The sequence below is a fragment of the Stenotrophomonas sp. GW821-FHT09E08 genome, assembly GCF_059416125.1.
This window is the reverse complement of record NZ_JBWKOO010000011.1, coordinates 110,140-130,968: the sequence shown is the minus strand read 5'-3', so window position 1 is coordinate 130,968 and position 20,829 is coordinate 110,140. Positions and strand designations below refer to the sequence as shown.

General features: G+C 67.8%; 16 protein-coding genes. 8 read left to right on the top strand and 8 right to left on the bottom strand.

Annotated features, from left to right (window positions below; translation table 11 throughout):
* Positions 1-174: 174 nt before the first annotated feature.
* The gene (gene purL, locus AC07M7_RS14725; protein ID WP_495207731.1) at positions 175-4,059 is read right to left on the bottom strand and encodes a phosphoribosylformylglycinamidine synthase; all 3,885 of its coding nucleotides are present in this window, start codon (positions 4,057-4,059) and stop codon (positions 175-177) included.
* An 839-nt stretch (positions 4,060-4,898) separates the two neighbouring features.
* Here purL and AC07M7_RS14720 point away from each other — a divergent pair.
* A complete protein-coding gene (locus AC07M7_RS14720; protein WP_253077834.1) occupies positions 4,899-7,010 on the top strand; it encodes a glycosyl hydrolase family 18 protein in 2,112 nt (703 codons plus the stop codon).
* A 79-nt stretch (positions 7,011-7,089) separates the two neighbouring features.
* Here the strand turns inward: AC07M7_RS14720 and AC07M7_RS14715 are convergent, their stop codons facing one another.
* Both AC07M7_RS14715 and xerD read right to left on the bottom strand, forming a co-directional pair.
* Positions 7,090-7,881, bottom strand: coding sequence for a DsbC family protein (locus AC07M7_RS14715; RefSeq protein ID WP_495207730.1), 792 nt, complete (start codon positions 7,879-7,881; stop codon positions 7,090-7,092).
* Between the two features lie 100 nt (positions 7,882-7,981).
* A complete protein-coding gene (gene xerD, locus AC07M7_RS14710) occupies positions 7,982-8,959 on the bottom strand; it encodes a site-specific tyrosine recombinase XerD (protein WP_046983858.1) in 978 nt (325 codons plus the stop codon).
* A 56-nt stretch (positions 8,960-9,015) separates the two neighbouring features.
* Between xerD and AC07M7_RS14705 the strand changes: the two genes are divergently transcribed.
* Entirely contained in the window at positions 9,016-9,507 is a 492-nt protein-coding gene (locus AC07M7_RS14705) for an RDD family protein (protein ID WP_430766219.1), read from the top strand.
* Positions 9,508-9,727: 220 nt separating this feature from the next.
* Here AC07M7_RS14705 and lptG read toward each other — a convergent pair whose 3' ends face one another.
* The gene (gene lptG, locus AC07M7_RS14700; RefSeq protein WP_046983856.1) at positions 9,728-10,834 is read right to left on the bottom strand and encodes an LPS export ABC transporter permease LptG; all 1,107 of its coding nucleotides are present in this window, start codon (positions 10,832-10,834) and stop codon (positions 9,728-9,730) included.
* Positions 10,831-11,913: an LPS export ABC transporter permease LptF gene (gene lptF / locus AC07M7_RS14695; RefSeq protein ID WP_136638610.1), complete on the bottom strand. Its 1,083-nt coding sequence runs from the start codon at positions 11,911-11,913 to the stop codon at positions 10,831-10,833. Before lptF ends, lptG begins: the two co-directional genes overlap by 4 nt.
* Before the next feature lie 104 nt (positions 11,914-12,017).
* On the opposite strand from lptF, the gene AC07M7_RS14690 reads away from it, so the two are divergent.
* The 5 genes from AC07M7_RS14690 to AC07M7_RS14670 all read left to right on the top strand — a co-directional run bounded on the left by AC07M7_RS14690 (position 12,018) and on the right by AC07M7_RS14670 (position 18,040).
* Positions 12,018-13,502: a leucyl aminopeptidase gene (locus tag AC07M7_RS14690; RefSeq protein WP_495207729.1), complete on the top strand. Its 1,485-nt coding sequence runs from the start codon at positions 12,018-12,020 to the stop codon at positions 13,500-13,502.
* Between the two features lie 82 nt (positions 13,503-13,584).
* Entirely contained in the window at positions 13,585-14,010 is a 426-nt protein-coding gene (locus tag AC07M7_RS14685; protein ID WP_005415211.1) for a DNA polymerase III subunit chi, read from the top strand.
* A 19-nt stretch (positions 14,011-14,029) separates the two neighbouring features.
* Entirely contained in the window at positions 14,030-14,221 is a 192-nt protein-coding gene (locus AC07M7_RS14680; RefSeq protein ID WP_012510005.1) for a YqaE/Pmp3 family membrane protein, read from the top strand.
* Between the two features lie 33 nt (positions 14,222-14,254).
* Positions 14,255-17,083: a valine--tRNA ligase gene (locus AC07M7_RS14675; protein WP_136638612.1), complete on the top strand. Its 2,829-nt coding sequence runs from the start codon at positions 14,255-14,257 to the stop codon at positions 17,081-17,083.
* A gap of 135 nt (positions 17,084-17,218) precedes the next feature.
* Positions 17,219-18,040: an EamA family transporter gene (locus tag AC07M7_RS14670; protein WP_253077837.1), complete on the top strand. Its 822-nt coding sequence runs from the start codon at positions 17,219-17,221 to the stop codon at positions 18,038-18,040.
* Positions 18,041-18,182: 142 nt separating this feature from the next.
* Here the strand turns inward: AC07M7_RS14670 and rimI are convergent, their stop codons facing one another.
* From rimI to pssA, 3 genes are read right to left on the bottom strand one after another with little or no spacing between them, the layout of a single operon-like run.
* Positions 18,183-18,680, bottom strand: a complete 498-nt coding sequence (gene rimI, locus AC07M7_RS14665) for a ribosomal protein S18-alanine N-acetyltransferase (protein ID WP_046983852.1) — start codon at positions 18,678-18,680, stop codon at positions 18,183-18,185.
* Positions 18,677-19,180 (bottom strand): hypothetical protein, encoded by a 504-nt coding sequence (locus AC07M7_RS14660; protein WP_426354416.1) that lies wholly within the window; start codon positions 19,178-19,180, stop codon positions 18,677-18,679. The genes rimI and AC07M7_RS14660 overlap by 4 nt, the downstream gene beginning before the upstream one ends.
* Positions 19,177-19,953 carry a CDP-diacylglycerol--serine O-phosphatidyltransferase gene (pssA, locus tag AC07M7_RS14655; RefSeq protein WP_046983850.1) on the bottom strand — a complete coding sequence of 259 codons (777 nt, stop codon included), beginning with the start codon at positions 19,951-19,953 and terminating at the stop codon, positions 19,177-19,179. The genes AC07M7_RS14660 and pssA overlap by 4 nt, the downstream gene beginning before the upstream one ends.
* An 80-nt stretch (positions 19,954-20,033) precedes the next feature.
* Here pssA and AC07M7_RS14650 point away from each other — a divergent pair, with 80 nt between their 5' ends.
* Entirely contained in the window at positions 20,034-20,417 is a 384-nt protein-coding gene (locus AC07M7_RS14650) for a DUF4124 domain-containing protein (RefSeq protein WP_046983861.1), read from the top strand.
* Positions 20,418-20,829 lie beyond the last annotated feature (412 nt).

The following is a 20,829-nucleotide window of genomic DNA, read 5'->3' as shown; positions in this document are numbered from 1 at the left end:
TTTCACCTGTTTATGAAAGGATTTTGTTATGCATGCGTGACGATTCCTCGACGCATGAAAATGCATGTAACTAGCGGTCACAACTGGAGTTTCAATCGCGCAAAGAAAAACCCGCCGATCAACGGCGGGTTTTTCCATACGCGTTGGCATTGAGGCCTGCGCGATGCAGTGCGATCAGCCGCACCACACCCGCGCGTTGCGGAACATGCGCATCCACGGCGAATCGCCCTGCCACTCGGCCGGGGCCCAGCTCATGTTGAGCGCGCGCGGGGTGCGTTCCGGGTGCGGCATCATGATGGTGACACGGCCGTCGGTGCTGGTCAGGCCGGTGATACCGTCCGGCGAACCGTTCGGATTCAGCGGGTACTGGCTGGCGACGTTGCCATTGCCATCGATGTAGCGCAGCGAGACGCGCGCGGCGGCCTGGTCGACGGCGTTGTCGAACACCGCTTGGCCTTCACCATGCGCCACCGCCACCTGCAGGCGTGATCCGGCCATGCCACGCAGCAGGATCGACGGCGATTCCACCACCTCCAGCAGTGCAGTGCGGGCTTCGAACTGCTCGCTGGCGTTGCGACGGAACTGCGGCCAGTGCTCGGCACCGGGGATGATGCCCTTCAGCTGGCTCATCATCTGGCAGCCGTTGCACACACCCAGCGCGAAGCTGTCCTCGCGGGCGAAGAACGCAGCAAAGGCATCACGCAGCGCGCTGCGCTCCAGGATCGAGGTCGCCCAGCCACGGCCGGCACCCAGCACGTCGCCGTAGCTGAAGCCACCGCAGGCGACCAGGCCGGTGAAGTCCTGCAGCGCCACGCGGCCTTCGATGAGGTCGCTCATGTGCACGTCGAACGAGCGGAAGCCTGCACGTTCGAAGATATTCGCCATTTCGATCTGACCATTGACGCCCTGCTCGCGCAGCACGGCCACGCGCGGACGCGCACCGGTGCTGATGAACGGAGCGGCCACGTCTTCGTTGAGGTCGAAGCTGAGCTTCGGCTTCAGGCCCGGCGCCGTGAAGGCGCGGGCAATCTCGCGCTCGGCGTCGGCGTTGGCCGGGTTGTCACGGCGCTTCTGCATGGCATGGGTGACCGACCACCAGGCATCGAACAGCGCGTCCCAGCGCCATTCAGCCAGGTTCTCGCCGCCCAGCGACACGCGCACCACCGGTGCGGTGGTCGGCTTGGCGATGCGCTGCGCGCATTCGGTCAGGGCATGGCGCTCGACCAGGTCGGCGAAGGCAGCGCGGTCTTCGCGCGCGATCTGCACCACTGCACCCAGTTCTTCGTTGAACAGGCTGCGGAACGGATCATCGCCCCAGGCATCGAGGGTGATGTCCAGGCCCAGGCGCGAAGTGAAGGCCATTTCGCACAGTGCGGCGAAGGCACCACCGTCGCTGCGGTCGTGGTAGGCCAGCAGCAGCCCGGACTGGCGCGCATCGCGGATCAATTCGAAGAAGCCACGCAGGCGCTGCGGGTCATCCAGATCCGGGGCGGCGCCGGCGAAGGCCGGCAGGTCGCCATGGTCGGCGTGCACCTGGGCCAGGATCGAACCGCCGAGGCGCTGCTTGCCGGCGCCGAGGCCGATCAGCCACAGCTCGCTCTCCACCTCGCGGTCGAGCAGCGGGGTCAACTGCTGGCGCACGTCGGCGACCGGCGCGAACGCGGTGATCACCAGCGACACCGGCGACACGCTCTTGTGCGCCTCACCCTGGTCGTGCCACTGCGCCTGCATCGACAGCGAGTCCTTGCCGACCGGGATGCTGATGTCCAGCTGCGGGCACAATTCCATGCCCACCGCCTTCACCGCGTCGTACAGCAGCGCATCTTCGCCCGGGTGGCCGGCAGCGGCCATCCAGTTCGCCGACAGCTTGATCTCGTCCAGCGCATCGACCGGCGCAGCGCACAGGTTGGTCAATGCTTCACCCACCGCCATGCGTGCCGACGCTGCGGCATCCAGCAGCGCCAGCGGGGTGCGCTCGCCGAGCGCCATGGCTTCACCGGCCACGCCGTTGAAGTCGGCCAGGGTGATCGCCACGTCGGCCACCGGCAACTGCCACGGGCCGACCATCTGCTCGCGCGCGGTCAGGCCACCAACGCTGCGGTCGCCGATGGTGACCAGGAAGTTCTTCGAGGCCACCGTCGGGTGCGAAAGCACGCGCAGGCCGGCTTCCTGCAGGTCCAGGCCGCCGGTCTTCAGCGCCGGCCAGCGCGGTGCCGGCGGGTGCGCAGTGTCGCGGTGCATCTTCGGCGGCTTGCCGAACAGCACGTCCATCGGCAGGTCGATCGGCGCATCGGCCGGAATGTTGCCCGGAACAGCACCGTAGGCCACCACCAGGTGTTCTTCGGCGGTGGCCACGCCGACCGCGGCGAACGGGCAGCGCTCGCGGGCACACAGTGCGGCGAACTCGGCCAGGCGCTCCTGCGCGACACCGAGCACATAGCGTTCCTGCGACTCGTTGCACCACAACTGCATCGGCGACAGCGACGGGTCGTCGGTCGGTACCTTGCCCAGATCGATGATGCCGCCGACCTTGGAGTCGTGCAGCAGCTCGGGGATGGCATTGGACAGGCCACCGGCACCGACGTCATGGAAGAACTTGATCGGGTTGTCGGCACCCATCGCCACGCAGCGGTCGATGACCTCCTGGCAGCGGCGCTCCATTTCCGGGTTGTCGCGCTGCACGCTGGCGAAGTCCAGGTCCTCGGCGCTTTCGCCGGAGGCTACCGAGCTGGCGGCACCGCCGCCGAGACCGATCAGCATCGCCGGGCCGCCGAGCACGATCACAGCGTCGCCATCCTGCAGCAGGATCTTGTCGACCTGCACGCGGTCGATCGCACCGAGGCCGCCGGCCAGCATGATCGGCTTGTCGTAGGCACGCACCAGGTCGGCGCCTTCCGGCAGCTCGAAGCTGCGGAAGTAGCCGAGCAGGGCCGGGCGGCCGAACTCGTTGTTGAATGCAGCGCCGCCCAGCGGGCCGTCGGTCATGATTTCGAGCGCCGGCGCCATGCGCGGGTTCAGCGCGCGCGGCGCCTCCCACGGCTGCGGCAGCTCGGGAATGCGCAGGTGCGAGACCGAGAAGCCGCTCAGGCCGGCCTTCGGCTTGCCACCGCGACCGGTCGCGCCTTCGTCGCGAATCTCGCCGCCGGCGCCGGTCGAGGCGCCCGGGAACGGAGCGATCGCGGTCGGATGGTTGTGCGTTTCCACCTTGATCTGGAACGCGCTGGGCACGCTCGGCTCGCTGCGGTACTCGCCGCTGGCCGGGTCCGGGCGATAGCGCGACGCCGGATGCCCTTCGATCACTGCGGCATTGTCGCTGTACGCGCTGAGCGTGTGCTGCGGGGTCTGCTGGTGGGTGTTCTTGATCATCCGGAACAGCGAGCGGTCCTGCTCCTGGCCGTCGATGGTCCAGCTGGCATTGAAGATCTTGTGGCGGCAGTGCTCGGAGTTGGCCTGCGCGAACATCATCAGTTCCACGTCCGACGGCGAACGACCCAGCGCGCTGAAGCGCTCGCGCAGGTAATCGATCTCGTCCTGCGCCATGGCCAGACCGAGGCGCTGGTTGGCGGCCTCCAGCTGGTCCACCGGCACGCGCTCCAGTTCGCCCCGGGCCGGAGTCGAGAACAGGGACTGACCCTGCTCGACGTTCTCCAGCACCGACTGCGTCATCGGGTCGTGCAGCGCCTTGACCAGCGCCTGCTGGGTGGCGGCATCGGCCGGCCAGCCCTGCACATCGATGCGCAGGCCACGTTCGACCCGGCTGACCGGCTGCCCAGCACCGCGCACCAGTTCGGTGGCCTTGCTCGACCACGGCGACAGCGTGCCCAGGCGCGGCACCACGAAGCGGCTGACCGCACCTTCGGCCACGGCCTCGGCCTGCGGCGCAGCTTCGAGGATGCGGCACAGGGTGGTGAGGTCGGGGGCGGCGCTGCCTTCGGGCTGCACGAAGTAGACGTGCCAGGCACCGCTGATGCGCAGGGAGGGAGCGATGGACTGCAGGCGGGATTCAAGACGTTCGCGGCGGAACGGCGACAGGGCGGGCGCGCCCTCGAGGACCATCATGTCCGGGGAACCGTAGTTGGGAAACGGGCCCGACATTGTACCGGAAGCGGCGGATGGGCTCTGGCCGGGCGGCGCCCGGCACCCGCAGAGGCGCCCAAGCCAAGGCCACAGCCAGAGCAAGGGCAAAAGCCACAGCAATAGCGGGTTTCCTGTGGGATGGCGGGGTGGGTCCGGTTGCGGGGGACGCCGTAAACCCATCCATGGGGGCTTGGTCGCGGCATCCATGCCGCTCACACCCCCGCAACCGGACCCACCCCGCCTTCAACAATTTCCCGCGATCTGCGGTCGATCCACGCCATGCGTGGATGCTCTGCGGTAATGCCGGCCGCTGGCCGGCAACCAGGGAACATCGGAAATCAGGCATTGAAGAGCGAAGCGACCGGCTTCTGCTTTTGATTTTTTGTTCTGCCTTTCGTGGCTGACCGCGCAGGAATCTGTCAGGGGCCGGATGGGTGGGCTGCGCAGGGGCGTGAGCCGCATGGATGCGGCGATCGAGCTTACATGGACGTACTTGCAGCGTCCCCTGCGCAGCCCACCCATCCGGCCCCCCCCCAGAAATCCGCTGTTCGCGGAAAGCCCCAGCCACGAGGGGGCTCCGCCGATGGCTGCCGACCGCGCGCAGCGCCGCTCTCCGCCCGAATCCCCGAACCATGCGCTTGCTCACGGATTGACCACGCGATTGATGACAACGTTGTCCCTACCTGGCGCCGGACTCTCTCCCCGGCCTCCCAGGTACCTCCGTCCGTCCCCCTCCGTCGCCCTCCCGGGCGATGTCCGGACCTGCGTTACGTGCGGCGCCATCCGGGCCCGCGCGCCAACCGATCGATCGGAGACACACCATGTACGACCCGCTTGTGCTGAGTGCCGATGTCCGCAGTGCCGAACGCTCCCTCCACCGCTGTCGCCCGCGCCGTCTGGCCTGGCTGCTGGCCCTTGCCGGGGCCGTTGCCCTGCCCGGCCTGGCGCAGGCCGCCAGCTGTGCCGGGGTGGCCCAGTGGGACCAGGCCAAGATCTACCGGGCCGGCGATACCCTGCAGAAGGGAGGCGTCCTCTATCGGGCGAACCAGGACATCTGGAACGCGCCGCCGGACCATCCGGCCGGTGCGCCCTACTACACCAACCTCGGTGCCTGTGATGGCAGCGGCAGCAACCAGCCGCCGGTGGTCAGCCTGACCTCGCCGGCCAATGGCGCCACCTTCAGCGCCGGCAGCACGGTCAACGTGACCGCCAATGCCAGCGATGCGGACGGAAGCGTCGCCAAGGTCGAATTCTTCCGCGATGGCAGCTCGCTGGGCGTGGCCACCAATGCGCCGTATGCGGCCAGCTGGGCCAATGCCAGCGCCGGCAGCCACACCCTTCGCGCAGTAGCCACCGACAACAACAACGCCACCGCCAGCACGGCGACCATCAGCATCACCGTCAACGCCGCCAGTGGCGATACCACCGCGCCGAGCGTGCCGGGCGGGCTGGCGGTCGGCACCCGCACCGCCAACAGCATCGCGCTGAGCTGGAGCCCCTCCACCGACAACACCGGCGGCAGCGGCCTGGCCGGCTATGACGTGTACCGCAACGGCAGCCTGGTCGGCTCGCCGTCCAGTGCCAGCTATGTCGATGGCGGGCTGACCGCGTCGACCACCTACCGCTACCGCGTGCGCGCCCGCGACAACGCCGGCAATGCGTCGGCACAGGGCACCGAAATCAGCGCCACCACGCTGGCCGGCAATGGCGGCGGCACCGGCAAGCGGGTCATCGGTTACTTCACCCAGTGGGGCATCTACGGCCGCAACTACCGGGTCAAGAACATCGACAGCAGCGGTTCGGCCGCGCGCCTGACCCACATCAACTACGCCTTCGGCAACGTGCGCAACAACCGCTGCGAAGTGGGCATCACCCAACCGTCGGATCCGAACAGCGGTGCCGGTGGCGACGCCTTCGCCGATTACACCAAGGCCTTCAGCGCCGCCGAGAGTGTCAGTGGCAGCGCCGATACCTGGGACCAGCCGCTGCGCGGCAACTGGAACCAGCTCAAGCAGCTCAAGGCCAAGTACCCGGGCATGAAGGTGCTGATCTCGCTGGGTGGCTGGACCTGGTCGCGCGGCTTCTCCAGCGCGGCGCGCCCGGAAAACCGCCAGGCCTTCGTCGCCTCGTGCATCGACGCTTACATCAAGGGCAACCTGCCGGTGACCGACGGTGCCGGTGGCGCCGGTGCCGCGCTGGGCGTGTTCGACGGCATCGACATCGACTGGGAATACCCGGTGGCGTGTGGCATCGAATGTGGCAAGCCGGAAGACAACGCCAACTTCACCGCGCTGATGGCCGAATTCCGCCGCCAGCTCGATGCGGTGCGCCCGGGCCTGTTGCTGACGGTGGCGGTGGGTGCGGGCATCGACAAGATCCGCGTCACCGACCCTGCCGCCTACCACCCGTACCTGGACTACATCAACGTGATGACCTACGACTTCCACGGCGCGTGGGATGCGAAGACCAATCACCAGTCGGCGCTGTTCGATTCACCCAATGATCCTTCGACCGGCGACCAGAAGCTGTACAACAGCAACGACGCCATCGAGGCCTTCATCAGCCGTGGCGTGCCTGCAGCCAAGCTCAACCTGGGCATTGGTTACTACGGGCGTGGCTGGACCGGTGTGGCCAACGCCAACAACGGCCTGTACCAGACCGCGACCGGCGCCGCCCCGGGCACCTACGAGGCCGGCATCGAAGACTGGAAGGTACTGAAGAACCTGGCGTGGCCGGGCTACACCGACAACACCGCCGGTGCCACCTGGATCTACAACGGCAGCACGTTGTGGAGCTTCGATACCCCGGCCAACATCACCCGCAAGATGGGTTACGTGAAAACCCAGGGCCTGGGTGGCGCGTTCGTCTGGGAGTTCAGTGGTGACGACGCGCAGGGCACGCTGACCAAGGCGGTCAGTGACGGCCTGCAATAAGAAAAAGCCGGGGATGCGACACGCGTCCCCGGCCTCGCTCGCATGATGCATCCCCGGGCATGGCCCGGCGGTGTCCTGATCAGCGCTTGGCCGACAGCTTTTCCAACGCGGCGCGCAGCTGCGCCGGCGGCAGGTAGCCGCCCAGCTGGGTACCGTCCGGGGCGAAGATCGCCGGGGTACCGTTCACGCCCAGCTGCTGGCCCAGTGCGTACTGCATCGCCACCGGGTTGGTGCAGTTCTTGGCCGGCACGCTGCCACCGCGCTTGGCGCTGGTCAGCGCCTGGCGACGATCGGCCGCACACCAGACCGAGATCATGTCGGTGTAGTCCTTGCTGCCCAGGCCCATGCGCGGGAACGCGAGGTACTCGACACTGATGCCGTTGCGGTTGAGCTCGGCGATGTCCTGGTGCAGCTTGCGGCAGTAACCACACTCGATGTCGGTGAACACGCTGATGGTGTACTTGGCATTGGGCGCAGCGAACACGATGCGGTCGCCGTGGTTGGCCTTGGCCAGCAGGTCGCGGCGGTAGCCCAGCAGGCCCTCGCTGTTGGCCGGGCCCTTGGCGCGGGTGTCGTAGGGCTGCGACTGGAACAGGTAGCGACCGTCATCGGACACGTACAGCAGCTGGCCGGAGACCACCACTTCGCGGAAGCCGGGGAACGGCGCGGCGCCGATGTAATCCACTTCGAAACCCGGATTGAGCGCGGTCAGCGCGGCACGCACGGCCTGGTCGGCCGAGCCGTTGGCAGCCGGGCTGGCAGCCTTGGCCGCAGCAGCGGTAACGGGTGCCTTGGCGGCCGGCGGGGCCGGCTGGGCGCAGGCAGTCAGGCTGAGCGCACCGAACACGGCGGCGATGGCAAATCGGAGCATGGAGCGGTCCGCAGCAGAAGAAGACCCCGGATTCTGACACAGCCACCTGTACCGGGCCGCGACATTGCGCACGGCCTGGGGCCCGGGTTCAGGCCCCCGCTCAGCCGCGCGGGTGATGGCGGGCGTGCAGTTTCTGCAGGTGTTCGCGCGCCACCAGCGTGTAGATCTGGGTGGTCGATAGCGAGCTGTGCCCCAGCAGCATCTGCAGCGCGCGCAGGTCGGCACCGCGGTTGAGCAGGTGGGTGGCGAAGCTGTGGCGCAGGCCATGCGGGCTGATCCGTGCCGGATCGATGCCCGCCACCTGCGCGTGGCGCTTGACCAGATGCCAGAACGCCTGGCGGGTCAGCGCATGCAGCGTGGGCTCTACAAACAATGGGGTCTGCCCATCGGCCAAGGCCTGCACCTTGCCCTTGCCGACCAGCAGCGGCCGCGACTGCTGCAGATAGCGCTCCAGCCAATGCTGCGACTCCTCGCCCAACGGCACCAGCCGTTCCTTGCTGCCTTTGCCGGTGACCCGCAACACTCCCTGACGCAGGTTGACCGCCGTGGCCGGCAGCAGCACCAGCTCGCTCACGCGCAGCCCGGCGGCATACATCAGCTCCAGCATGGCGCGATCGCGCAGGCCCAGCGGGCTGTCGATGTCCGGCGCCGCCAGCAGTGCGTCGATCTGGCTTTCGGCCAACGCCTTGGGCAGCAGCCTCGGCAGCTTCGGCGGATCCAGCAGTGCACTGGGGTCCTCGCTGCGATCACCCCGGCGCAGACCATCAGCGAAGAACGCGCGCAGCGCCGACAGCAGGCGCGCGTTGCTGCGCGGCGACCAGCCATGCCGGGTACGCCACGCCAGGTAGTCGAACAACCCGGGACGTTCGATGCCGGCCAGGCCACCCTCGCGCCCATCGATCCAGCGTGCCAACCCTTCCAGGTCGCGCCGGTAGCTGTCGAGGGTGGCGCGGGCCAGGCCGTTCTCGGCCCAGATCGCATCGAGGAAGCGCTGGATGCGCAGGCTGTCATCGGCCCGGAGCTCGGGCAGTTGCTGCACCAGCTGGCGGCGTTCGGCGGGGGTGGAAACAAGGGCCATGCGTGCAGGATACGAGGGCGACTGCGGATGCGGCCAGCATTGCGTATGCTCGGCGCATGTCCCGCCCTGCCACCGACACGGCCACTGCGGCCGCCACCGAGATGCCCCGCCCGCGCGCACTGCTGCTGTGGCGCTTGCTGGCAATGGTCTACGACACGTTGCCGGTGCTGGCCCTGTGGATGCTGGCCGGCACGCTGTTCACCCTCGCCTACACCCTCGACGGCCACACCCAGCGCGAGAACATCGCACCGTTCAGTGCCTGGCAGTGGCTGCTGTGGGCGGTGTGCTGGGCGATCACCGGGTGGTACGCCACCGCCAGCTGGCGCCGCGGCGGGCAGACACTGGGCATGCGGCCATGGCGGCTGAAGCTGGAATCAAGCGATGGCACGCCGCTGCGACGCCGGCAGCTGTGGCTGCGTTTCGCAGTGGGCACGCTGTCTCTGCTGCTGGGCGGCATCGGCTTCTGGTGGGCGTGGTTCGACCGCCAACGGCTGACCTGGCACGACCGTGCCAGCGGCACGCGGCTGGTGCGCATGCCGAAGCGGTGATTTGCCACCCTTCAAATCCGATGCTGCACGGCGCTCATGTGGAGCCGAGCCCATGCTCGGCTGGCCTGCGATGCGCGAAAAGCAGCCGAGCATAGGCTATGCCGGCCGTCCTGGCCGGCACCCTTCAGGCCGTCGCCAGCGACGTTGGCAGCGGCTCCTGCCGCTACCTTCGGCTCTACAGAAATCCGCGCGTTGGCCGTCCTGCCCGGCGCTACCGGAATCAGCCCGATTTGCGCCGGAACAGCAGTCCGGATATCGCCAGCATCACGATCGGTGGCAGCGCATAGGCAATGCGGTAATCGAACTTCAGCGCACCGGCCATGCGGCCGAAGAACAGCTGCAGCAACCAGAAGCCCAGCGCGAACAGGATGCCCAGGAACAGGCGCTTGCCCATGCCGCCGCTGCGCAGCGAGCCGAATGCGAACGGCACCGCCGCCAGGCACAGCGCCAGCACGTTCATCGGGTAGAACCAACGGCTCCAGTACACATCCTCATAGTCGCGCGCATCCAGCCCATTGCGTTCGCGGTACTCGATGCTGGTACGGAGCTCGGCCACGCTGAGGTTGCGCGGCTTGGCGATACCGGTCGCCAGCGCGCCGGCATCCAGCTTGGAATTCCACGGCTCGCGCGCCACTTCCTCGCGCGTGGCCGAACGTTCGCCGAACGTATCCCGGCGCACACCGGTCAACACCCAGCCATCGTTGTCGTGCTCGGCGGTGGCCGCGTGGGTCAGCGAGGCGATCTGTCCGTCCTCGGCGATGCGGTACAGGCGCACGTCGCGCAGGATCAACCGCGTGCCCTTGTCACCCACCAGCTGCTCTTCGCCACCGGCGGCGCTGAGGAAGGTGTCGCCCTCCCGCGCCCACAGCCCGGAGTAGCGTGCAGTGGAAATGTCCTGGCCCCATTTGGCGCTGGACTTCAGCGCATCGGCACGATCCTGGCCCCAGGGTCCCAGCGTTTCGGCGCTGAGCACCATCATTGCGGTGAGCAGTGACAGCGCGATCGCCACCGACACGCTCAGGCGCTTGCGCGACAGCCCCAGCGCGCGCAGCGCGGTCAGTTCGGACGTGGCCGCCAGCTGGCCCAGACCCATCAGCGCACCGATCACCGCGGCGGTCGGGAACATGGTGTAAGCGCGGCGCGGCACCGTATACAGCACCCATGCCGCGGCATGGCCCAGCGAATAACCGTTCTTGCCGATGTCCTTGAACTCGCCGGAGAACGCCATCACTACGTCCAGGCCGACCAGCACCGCCCAGGTCAACAGCACCGTGGTGAACACCGACTGGCCCAGGTACAGATCGAAACGCATCGGGCGCAGCCTCATGCGTGGGCTCCCTTCGGACGGCCCAGGCGGCCATCACGTGCATACATCCAGATCGCCAGCCCCAACAGCGGCAGGGTCAGCCACCACAGGCCGAGCGCGGCCGGGATCTTGCCAGTGGCAATCCAGCCGCTGCCGATGAACATCAGGTTGGTGCCAACCATGTAGGCCAGCAGGGCCAGCATCATCCGTCCGTAGCGCTGCTGGCGCGGAGAGCTGCGGCCCAGCGGCACGGTCAACAGGGCGAAGGCCAGTGCGATCAGCGGCGGGGCCAGCCGGCGATGCAGCTGCGCCTGTGCCTCGGGCCGGGCATCACCGAACAGCTTCGTGGTCGGCATCAGCTCCGGATCGTTCTCGGTACGGGTCTGCGCACCGTCGGGCAGGGCCACGTCGTTGCGCGCGAAGGTCGCCAGGCGGTAGTCCAGCCCACCCGCTACCGGGCCCTCCACCTGGTGCCCGTCATCCAGCTCCAGGAAGCGCTGGCGGGCGCCTTCAAAGAACATCCGGCCACCGGCGGCGGACACCACCTCGAGGCGGTCGTCCTTCTGCCGCTGCAGGAACACCTTGCCCAGCCGGGTGCCATCGGGCGAGATCGAGGACAGGTAGACCACGCCGCCATTGGGCAGCGGGGTGAAGCGGCCCGGCTCCAGGCCGGCCATCAGCACGCTGCGGTTGGCCTCGATGATCATCTGCTCTGCCATCCGCCCGGCCCAGGGCCCCAGCCACAGCGAGCAGGCACCCACCAGGGCCACGACCGGCAGCACCAGCATCAGCAGCGGCCGCAGCAGGCGCTTGGGGCCCACGCCCACGGCGGTGATGACCGCCATTTCCGAGTCCCGGTACAGGCGGGCGACCGCCAGCAGCAGGCCCAGCATCAGCGCCAGCGGCAGGATCAGCGGCAGGTAGGCGATGAACTGCAGGCCCAGCTGCGAGAACAGCAGCTTGGCCGGCAGGCGCCCATCGGCGATGTTGCCGAGGATGTCCACCAGCACGCCGCCCACGCTGACCACCAGCAGGACGATCAGGGTAGCCAGGAAACTCTGGACGAAATCGCCCAGCAGGTATCGGTCGAGCTTCAACATGGGGCGGTGGTTTAAACTCTGGGGTTCGTTCGCGGTGCCGCCCAGTCTACTGTCTGGGCGTAAACGGTCCGCGATTGTACGGACTTGCCAATGGAATCTGCTCAATGGCTCTCGAATTCACCCTGAACCACCTCGCCGCGGCTTCGGCCGCCGTTGATTGCCTGGTCGTCGGCGCCTATGCCGACCATACCCTGACTGCGGCCGCTCAGGCACTGGATGCCGCCAGCGGTGGCCGCCTGGCCGCCCTGGCCCAGCGTGGCGACCTGTCCGGCAAGACCGGCGCGACCACCCTGCTGCACGACCTGCCGGGCGTGACCGCCCCGCGCGTGCTGGTGGTCGGCCTGGGCGAAGCGGCCCGTTTCGGCGTGCCGCAGTACCTGAAGGCGGTCGGCGATGCCGTACGCGCGCTGAAGGCCGGCGCTGTCCGCAGCGCACTGTTCACCCTGTCCGAAGTGGCAGTGAAGGACCGCGACGCGGCCTGGGCGATCCGCCAGGCGGTGATCGCCGCCGACCACGCCGCCTACCGCTACACCGCCACCCTGGGCAAGAAGAAGGCCGATGACGCCGGCCTGGCCCAGTTGGCGATCGCCGGTGACGATGCACTGGCACTGGCGCTGGCCCAGGGCCAGGCCATTGCCGCCGGCGTCGAATTCGCCCGCGAGCTGGGCAACCTGCCGCCGAACTACTGCACCCCGGCCTACCTGGCCGAGGTCGGCGTGAAGTTCGCCGGCGAGCACGAGGGTGCCGAAGCCGAGATCCTCGACGAGCACCAGATGGAAGCGCTGGGCATGGGCTCGCTGCTGGCCGTGGCCCGTGGCTCGGCCAACCGCCCGCGCCTGGTCGTGCTGAAGTGGAACAATGGCGGCGACGCCAAGCCGTACGTGCTGGTCGGCAAGGGCATCACCTTCGATACCGGTGGCGTCAACCTGAAGACCCAGGGCGGCATCGAAGAGATGAAGTACGACATGTGCGGTGGCGCCAACGTCATCGGCACCTTCGTCGCCGCGGTCAAGGCCAAGCTGCCGTTGAATCTTGTGGTGGTGGTCCCGGCGGTGGAAAACGCCATCGACGGCAATGCCTACCGTCCGTCCGACGTCATCACCTCGATGTCGGGCAAGACCATCGAAGTGGGCAACACCGACGCCGAAGGCCGCCTGATCCTGTGCGACGCACTGACCTACGCGCAGCGCTTCGAGCCGGCTGCGCTGGTCGACGTCGCCACCCTGACCGGCGCCTGCATGGTTGCCCTCGGCCACCAGACCGCCGGCCTGATGAGCAAGCACGACGACCTGGCCAATGAGCTGCTGGCCGCCGGCGAGCAGGTGTTCGACCGCGCCTGGCGCCTGCCGCTGTGGGACGAATACCAGCCGATGCTGGATTCCAGCTTCGCCGACGTCTACAACATCGGCGGTCGCTGGGCCGGTGCGATCACCGCCGGCTGCTTCCTGTCGCGCTTCGCCGAAGGCCAGCGCTGGGCCCACCTGGACATCGCCGGTGTGGCCAGCGATGAAGGCAAGCGTGGCATGGCCACCGGCCGCCCGGTCGGCCTGCTGAGCCAGTGGCTGCTGGACCAGGTCGCCCGCGCCTGATGCCGTACCCGACCCTGGCCGGCGCCCGCCGGCCAGGGCCTCGCCCGGCAGCGCCGGGCCCCTGCCTGACCCGGATCCTGCCATGCCCCGCGCCGACTTCTACCTGATCGCCAAGCCCCGCTTCCTGACCGAGCCGCTGCGCCTGGTCTGCGAGCTGGCGCGCAAGGCCAACGACGCTGGGCTGTTCACCCTGGTGCTGGCCCGCGACCAGGCCCAGGCCGAGGAGCTGGACGAACTGCTGTGGGCGTTTGACAACGATGCCTACATCCCGCACCAGATCGCCGGCGAAGACATGGACGAGGAAGAAGCCCTGGTGCTGATCGCCGTGCCCGGCACCGAAGCGCCAGCCCGCCCGCTGGTGATCAACCTGCGCGACGAACCCTGGCTGGGCCAGTGCGAGCGCGTGCTGGAAGTGGTCCCGGCCGACCCGGAAGCGCGCGAACCGCTGCGCGAGCGCTGGCGCCAGTACAAGGCCGCCGGTTACGACCTGAACAAGCACGACATGTAAGTCCAGCGAGGCCCCCTTGATGCGCCTGCTGATCGCCCTGATTCTTCCCTGGCTGTCCTTTTTCACCATCGGCCGGCCGTTTGCCGGCATCGTCTGCCTGATCCTGCAGATCACCCTGATCGGCTGGCTGCCCGCCGCCATCTGGGCCGCCTACGCGGTCAGCCAGTACCACACCGACCAGAAGATCCGGCGCGCCCTCGGGCCGCGCTGATCTCCCTTCCGCCTTGATTACCGGTTGCCCCGCATGACCCAACTCGCCTCCAGCTACGACCCGAAGTCCTTCGAGACCGACCTCTACGAGGCCTGGGAGAAGGCCGGCCACTTCAAGCCGTCCGGCACGGGCGAGCCGTACACCATCCTGTTGCCGCCGCCGAACGTGACCGGCACCCTGCACATGGGCCATGCCTTCCAGCAGACCCTGATGGATGCGCTGGTGCGCTACCACCGCATGCGCGGCTACGACACGCTGTGGCAGGTGGGTACCGACCACGCCGGCATCGCCACCGAAATGGTGGTCAGCCGCAACCTGGCGCTGGAAGGCAAGGGCGAGACCCGCGATTCGCTGGGCCGCGAGGGCTTCATCGGCAAGGTCTGGGAGTGGAAGCAGCAATCCGGTGACATCATCGAACGCCAGATGCGCCGCCTCGGTACCTCGGCCGACTGGTCGCGCAGCACCTTCACCATGGATCCGCAGCCCTCGGCGGCGGTGAACGAAGCCTTCGTGCGCTGGTACGAACAGGGCCTGATCTACCGCGGCCAGCGCCTGGTCAACTGGGATCCGGTGCTGAAGACCGCCATCTCCGACCTGGAAGTGGAGAGCGCCGAGGAAGACGGCTTCCTGTGGTCGATCGCCTACACGCTGGATGACGGCCTGAGCTACGAGCACGTCGAGCGCGATGCCGACGGCGTGGAAACCCTGCGCGAAACCCGAGACTACCTGGTCGTCGCCACTACCCGTCCGGAAACCCTGCTGGGCGATACCGCGGTGATGGTGCACCCGGAAGACGCGCGCTACGCGCACCTGATCGGCAAGAGCGTGGTGCTGCCGCTGACCGGCCGCCGCGTGCCGGTGATCGCCGACGACTACGTCGACCGTGCCTTCGGCACTGGCGTGGTCAAGGTCACCCCGGCGCATGACTTCAACGACTACGAAGTGGGCGTGCGCCACAGCCTGCCGATGATCAACCTGTTCACCCCGGTGGCGGCGCTGAATGAAAATGCGCCGGAACGCTTCCAGGGCCTGGACCGCTACGAAGCCCGCAAGGCCGTGCTGGCCGAGCTGGAAGACCTGGGCATCCTGGTCGAGACCAAGGCGCACAAGCTGCAGGTGCCGCGCGGTGACCGTACCGGCCAGGTGATCGAGCCGTACCTGACCGACCAGTGGTTCGTGAAGATGGACGACCTGGCCAAGCGTGGTCTGGAGCTGGTCGAAGACGGCAGTATTTCCTTCGTGCCGCCGAACTGGATCAACACCTACCGCCACTGGATGAACAACATCCAGGACTGGTGCATCAGCCGCCAGCTGTGGTGGGGCCACCGCATTCCGGCGTGGTTCGACGAAGCCACCGGCAGCTGCTACGTCGGTCGCAGCGAAGAGGAAGTGCGGGCGAAGCACAACCTGGGCAGCGACGTGGTGCTGAACCAGGAAAGCGACGTGCTGGAGACCTGGTTCTCCTCGCAGCTGTGGCCGTTCTCCACCCTTGGCTGGCCGAACGAGCAGGCCATGGCCGAGCGTGGCTTCGACCGTTACCTGCCGTCGTCGGTGCTGATCACCGGTTTCGACATCATCTTCTTCTGGGTGGCGCGCATGATCATGGCCACCGACAACCTGGTCGGGAAGATCCCGTTCAAGGACGTCTACTTCACCGGCCTGATCCGCGACGGCCAGGGCCAGAAGATGTCCAAGAGCAAGGGCAACGTGCTCGACCCGCTGGACATCATCGACGGCATCAGCATCGACGACCTGGTCGCCAAGCGCACCGGCGGCCTGATGCAGCCGAAGATGGTGGAGAAGATCGAGAAGGCCACCCGCAGGGAATTCCCGGACGGCATCGCCGCCCACGGTGCCGATGCGCTGCGCTTCACCATCGCCGCGCTGGCTACCCACGGCCGCGACATCAAGTTCGACATGAACCGCGCCGAGGGCTACAAGAACTTCTGCAACAAGCTGTGGAACGCCAGCCGCTTCACCCTGATGAACACCGAGGGTGCAGCGTTCACCGGCGTGCCGACCCCGCGGACCGATGCGGAGCGCTGGATCCTTTCGCGCCTTGCGGCCGTGTCCAGCGAGGCTCAGGGCCACTACGCCAACTACCGCTTCGACCTGCTGGCGCAGTGCCTGTACGAGTTTGCCTGGAACGAGTTCTGCGACTGGTTCCTGGAACTGAGCAAGCCGGCGCTGAACGGTGCCGATGCCGCCGACGCCGAAAGCACCCGTCACACCCTGCTGTACGTGCTGGAAGCGCTGCTGCGCCTGCTGCACCCGCTGACCCCGTTCATCACCGAACAGCTGTGGCAGCAGCTGGCGCCGCGCCTGGGCTTGGCCGAAACCACGCTGTCGCTGCGCCCGTACCCGACCGCCGCTGAGTTCGAAGGCGATTTCGCCCAGGCCGAGGCCGACGTCGAATGGCTGAAGGCCGTGATCAGTGCAGTGCGCCGTGTGCGCAGTGAACTGAACGTCGCGCCCTCCAAGCTGGTGCCGCTGCGCCTGCAGGCCGGGCTTGAGCAGGATCGCGTGCGCATCGAACGTTTCAGCGCGTCGCTGTCGTTCCTGCTCAAGCTGGACAGCATCCAGTGGCTGGCTGAAGGCGAAAGTGCACCGCCAGCTGCCGCCGCGATCGTCGGTGAGCTGAAGCTGCTGGTGCCGCTGGAAGGCCTGGTTGATCTCGACGCCGAGCGTGCGCGCCTGGACAAGGAGATCAAGCGCGTGGAAGGCGAGCAGGAGAAGAGCGAGACCAAGCTGGCCAAGTTCACCGACAAGGTGCCACCGGCGGTGGTCGAGCAGGAGCGCGTGCGTCTGGTCGACTGGAACACCCAGCTGGCCGGCCTGCGCGAGCAGCGCGCGAAGCTGTAAGCGCCGGGCTGGTGGGTGCGGACCTCGGTCCGCACCAATGCAATGTGCCAACCAGGGTTGGCAACCACCGAAGCAGAATCGGAAACGCTGGGCGATGCCCGGCGTTTTCATTTCCCCGCATGGCATCATCGCTGGATGCCTCTTTCCATCTTCCTGCTGGTCCTCGCGGCTGCGGCCCTGCATGCCAGCTGGAATGCGATCGTCAAGCGCGGACCAGACAAGTTCCTCGGCACGGTGCTGGTCACCGGCAGTGCCGCGCTGCTGTCGGCCGCTGCCCTGCCCTTCCTGCCATTTCCCGCAGCACACAGTTGGCCGTGGCTGGGCGCGTCGGTGCTGCTGCAGGTGACCTACTACGGCCTGGTCGCACGTTGTTACCAGCAGGTCGACATGAGCCTGGCCTATCCGCTGATGCGTGGCAGCGCACCGATTCTGGTTGCCCTGGCGGGCACGCTGCTGGGCGAGCGGCTGCCACCGGCGGCGTGGCTGGGCGTTGTGCTGGTCAGCACCGGCATCCTCTGCATGGCACTGGGTGCGCGTGGCGGCCAGCTGCGCCTGCCGCTGCTGACCGCGGCGATGATCGCCACCTACACCCTGGTCGATGCGCAGGGCGCGCGCCAGTCCGGCAGCGCGCTCAGTTACACGCTGTGGCTGTTCCTGCTGTCAGGCATTCCACTGCCACTGTGGGCGTTGTACACCCGCGGCGGCTCGGTGCTGGCCTATGCGCGGCAGCATTGGCCGCTGGGGCTGGCCGGCGGCGCTGGCACCACCGCCTCTTACGCGATGGCGCTGTGGGCAATGACCCAGGCACCGGTGGCGATGGTTTCAGCGCTGCGCGAATCGTCGATCCTGTTCGCGCTGCTGATCTCGGCATTCCTGTTGCGCGAGCGCGTTCCGCGTGCGCGATGGCTCGCGGCGGCGCTGATCGTAGGCGGTGTGTTGGCGTTGCGGTTGGCGTGAGCAGGGCGTGCCAACCAAGGTTGGCCGCTACCGGAGATGCCATTGCACGCCTTGGTAGTGGCCGACCTTGGTCAGCGCATTCCTGCCAACCAAGGTCGGCAGCTACTGGTAGTGCCGGCCGCTGGCCGGCAACCCTTCTTCGTTACAGCGGCGGCATCACCTGCAGGTCACCGTGGACCAGTTCGATCGCCATCACCACCGCGTCCTCGCGGCCCTGTGCCGCCGGGTAGTAGCGCGGGCGACGGCCGATCTCGTTGAAACCTTCACTGTGGTACAGCGCCAGCGCCGGTGTATTCGAAGGCCGCACTTCCAGGAACACACGCTGCGCGCCACGATCGCCGGCCAGTTGCACCAGCGCGCGCAGCAACTGGCGACCCAGGCCACGCGACTGCGTCAACGGATCGATGCAGATGTTGAGGACATGTGCCTCGTCGGCGGCGATGCTGAGCATGCCGTAGCCGATCAGCTCGCCGTCGCGCTCCATGACCAGGCCGGGGTAACCGGCACGCAGGCAATCCACGAAGATGCCGCGGGTCCAAGGAAACGGATAACCGCGCACCTCGATCGCCATCACCACCGTGAGGTCGCTCTCGCGCAGCGCGCGCAGGCTGACCGGACCGGGCTGCCGGACCGCACTCACGGCGTACCCCGCTTGCGCAGGGCGCGCAGCTGCGGCCACAGCGCGCGTTTGGCGGCCGGATCGTGACGCAGCTGGTCCAGCGGCCACCCCTCCATCAGTGTCTGTGTGGCCGGATCGTTGGGATTGCAGCCGGAGGCGCGCAACAAGGCGATCTGCAGACGATCCGGCAGGCGCACGACCGGCTGCCGCGCATTGCCGCTGGGCAGCGGCCGGGCCGGCGCAGGCGCCGTATCCGGTGCGCTGACCGGCGTCTCGCGGCGCGGCGGAGCCGGGCGTTCCGCACGGAGCGCGGGGACGGCTTCGGCAGGGTGCTCGCGGGCGATTGGGCTGCTCGCCCGCGCCGGTTCCGCCGGCTGCGCGGCCTCGGCGTCGGCCACGCTCAACTGCAGCGCGGCGTCCAGTTCGGCGGCCAGCTGGCCGTCGTGATAGACGGTGTAGCCCATGGCCTGCAGCCAGGCCTGCTGGGCCGATGACCACAGCACGGGCAGGTCCTGGCTCACGCGGCCTCGGGCTTCTTGCGCAGGCGCTGCACCGCCCACATCACCGGGCCGGACAGCGCGTACAGGATGCCGACCGCAAACAGCACGCGCGGCAGATCGATCACCGCGATGGCGATGGCAACCGGCACCAGTGCCAGCACCAGGAATGGCACCCGGTCCGAACGGCCGCCCTTGGCGGCACCGCCCTTGAAGCTCCAGAAGCGGATGCGGCTGACCATCAGCAGTGCAGCGACAATCGTCACCGCCAGCGCCACATAGCGCAGCTGGTTGCCGTCCCAGCCCAGGTTTCCATCGGCGAAGGCCCAGACGAAGGACATCATCAGCCCGGCCGCGGCCGGGCTGGCCAGGCCGACGAACCAGCGCTTGTCGACCACCGCCACCTGGGTATTGAAGCGGGCAAGGCGCAGTGCCGCGCAGGCGGCATACAGGAAGGCCACGGCCCAGCCGACGCGCCCCAGCAGCGGGTCATCGAACTTCAGCCACGACAGCGACCAGTGGTACATCACCAGCGCCGGAGCCATGCCGAAGCTGACCAGGTCGGCCAGCGAGTCGTACTGCACGCCGAACTCGCTGCTGGTGCCGGTCAGGCGCGCCACGCGCCCGTCCAGGCCATCCATCACCGCCGCTACGAACACGGCGATGCTGGCATTGACGAAATCCCCGTTGGCCGCGGCGATGATCGCGTAGAAGCCGGCGAACAGCCCGGCGGTGGTGAACAGGTTGGGCAGCAGGTAAATCGTGCGCGAGCGCGGCGGCGGTGTGATCGGGTCCATGGAATCCAGTTTAATCGACTTGCCAGTGGTCGGCGGCAATGCTGCAATCGGCGTTCTACGCCCATTCCGTGGAGTTTGCCATGCGTGCCCTGTCCTGCCTTGGATGCCTGCTGCTGTTGGCCAGTGCCAACGCCGTGGCCGGCCCGGTCTATAAATGGAAGGACGCCAATGGCGTGACCCAGTATTCGGAGACCCCGCCGGCGGGCAAGACGTTCGAGACCCGCGAGCAGGCCCGCAGCCCGCAGGCGACGGCAGCAGACGCGCCCGCCGCTCCCGCAGCCACCCCGGTTCCCGAGCAGTGCAGCACCGCCCGCGCCAACCTGGCCCTGCTGGAAGGCTCCGGCACCGTCATGCAGGACACCAACGGCGACGGCAAGGCCGATACCGCGTTGACCCAGGACCAGCGCAGCGCGCAGAAGGGATTGGCTGAAGCCGCCATCAAGGCCTACTGCCCGGCGGAGTGAGGGTATCGGCAGGGCTTGCAGCCCTGCACCTGCTTCAAGCCACATCAACGTCAAATGCCAAAGCGGCTTCCTGAGGGATGGCGGGGCACTGTGGGTTTGCGGGGACGCCGTAAACCCGTCCGTGGGGGCTTGGTCGCCGCATCCATGCGGCTCACACCCCGCAAACCCACAGTACCCCGCCTTCGACAGTTGGCCGGCGGTCAGTAGGTCCACGTCATGCGTGGATCAATCTCCATGGAAATCGAATATTTCGAGAATTGATCGAACAACAGCCGAGCATGGCTCGGCTCTACAAAAGGGCGACAGATCGCGGAAAACTGTCAGAGGCGGGGTGGGTCCGGTTGCGGGGGTGTCAGCCGCATGGATGCGGCTGCCAAGCCCCTAGGGACGGGTTCACGGCGTCCCCCGCAAC

Coding starts and splice junctions, on each gene's coding strand:
- AC07M7_RS14720 (WP_253077834.1), top strand. CDS start 4,899: ATGTACGACCCGCTTGTGCTGAGTGCCGATGTCCGCAGTGCCGAACGC.
- xerD (WP_046983858.1), bottom strand. CDS start 8,959: ATGGCCCTTGTTTCCACCCCCGCCGAACGCCGCCAGCTGGTGCAGCAA.
- AC07M7_RS14675 (WP_136638612.1), top strand. CDS start 14,255: ATGACCCAACTCGCCTCCAGCTACGACCCGAAGTCCTTCGAGACCGAC.
- AC07M7_RS14705 (WP_430766219.1), top strand. CDS start 9,016: ATGTCCCGCCCTGCCACCGACACGGCCACTGCGGCCGCCACCGAGATG.
- purL (WP_495207731.1), bottom strand. CDS start 4,059: ATGATGGTCCTCGAGGGCGCGCCCGCCCTGTCGCCGTTCCGCCGCGAA.
- AC07M7_RS14690 (WP_495207729.1), top strand. CDS start 12,018: ATGGCTCTCGAATTCACCCTGAACCACCTCGCCGCGGCTTCGGCCGCC.
- lptG (WP_046983856.1), bottom strand. CDS start 10,834: ATGAGGCTGCGCCCGATGCGTTTCGATCTGTACCTGGGCCAGTCGGTG.
- AC07M7_RS14680 (WP_012510005.1), top strand. CDS start 14,030: ATGCGCCTGCTGATCGCCCTGATTCTTCCCTGGCTGTCCTTTTTCACC.
- pssA (WP_046983850.1), bottom strand. CDS start 19,953: ATGGACCCGATCACACCGCCGCCGCGCTCGCGCACGATTTACCTGCTG.
- AC07M7_RS14650 (WP_046983861.1), top strand. CDS start 20,034: ATGCGTGCCCTGTCCTGCCTTGGATGCCTGCTGCTGTTGGCCAGTGCC.
- lptF (WP_136638610.1), bottom strand. CDS start 11,913: ATGTTGAAGCTCGACCGATACCTGCTGGGCGATTTCGTCCAGAGTTTC.
- AC07M7_RS14685 (WP_005415211.1), top strand. CDS start 13,585: ATGCCCCGCGCCGACTTCTACCTGATCGCCAAGCCCCGCTTCCTGACC.
- AC07M7_RS14670 (WP_253077837.1), top strand. CDS start 17,219: ATGCCTCTTTCCATCTTCCTGCTGGTCCTCGCGGCTGCGGCCCTGCAT.
- AC07M7_RS14715 (WP_495207730.1), bottom strand. CDS start 7,881: ATGCTCCGATTTGCCATCGCCGCCGTGTTCGGTGCGCTCAGCCTGACT.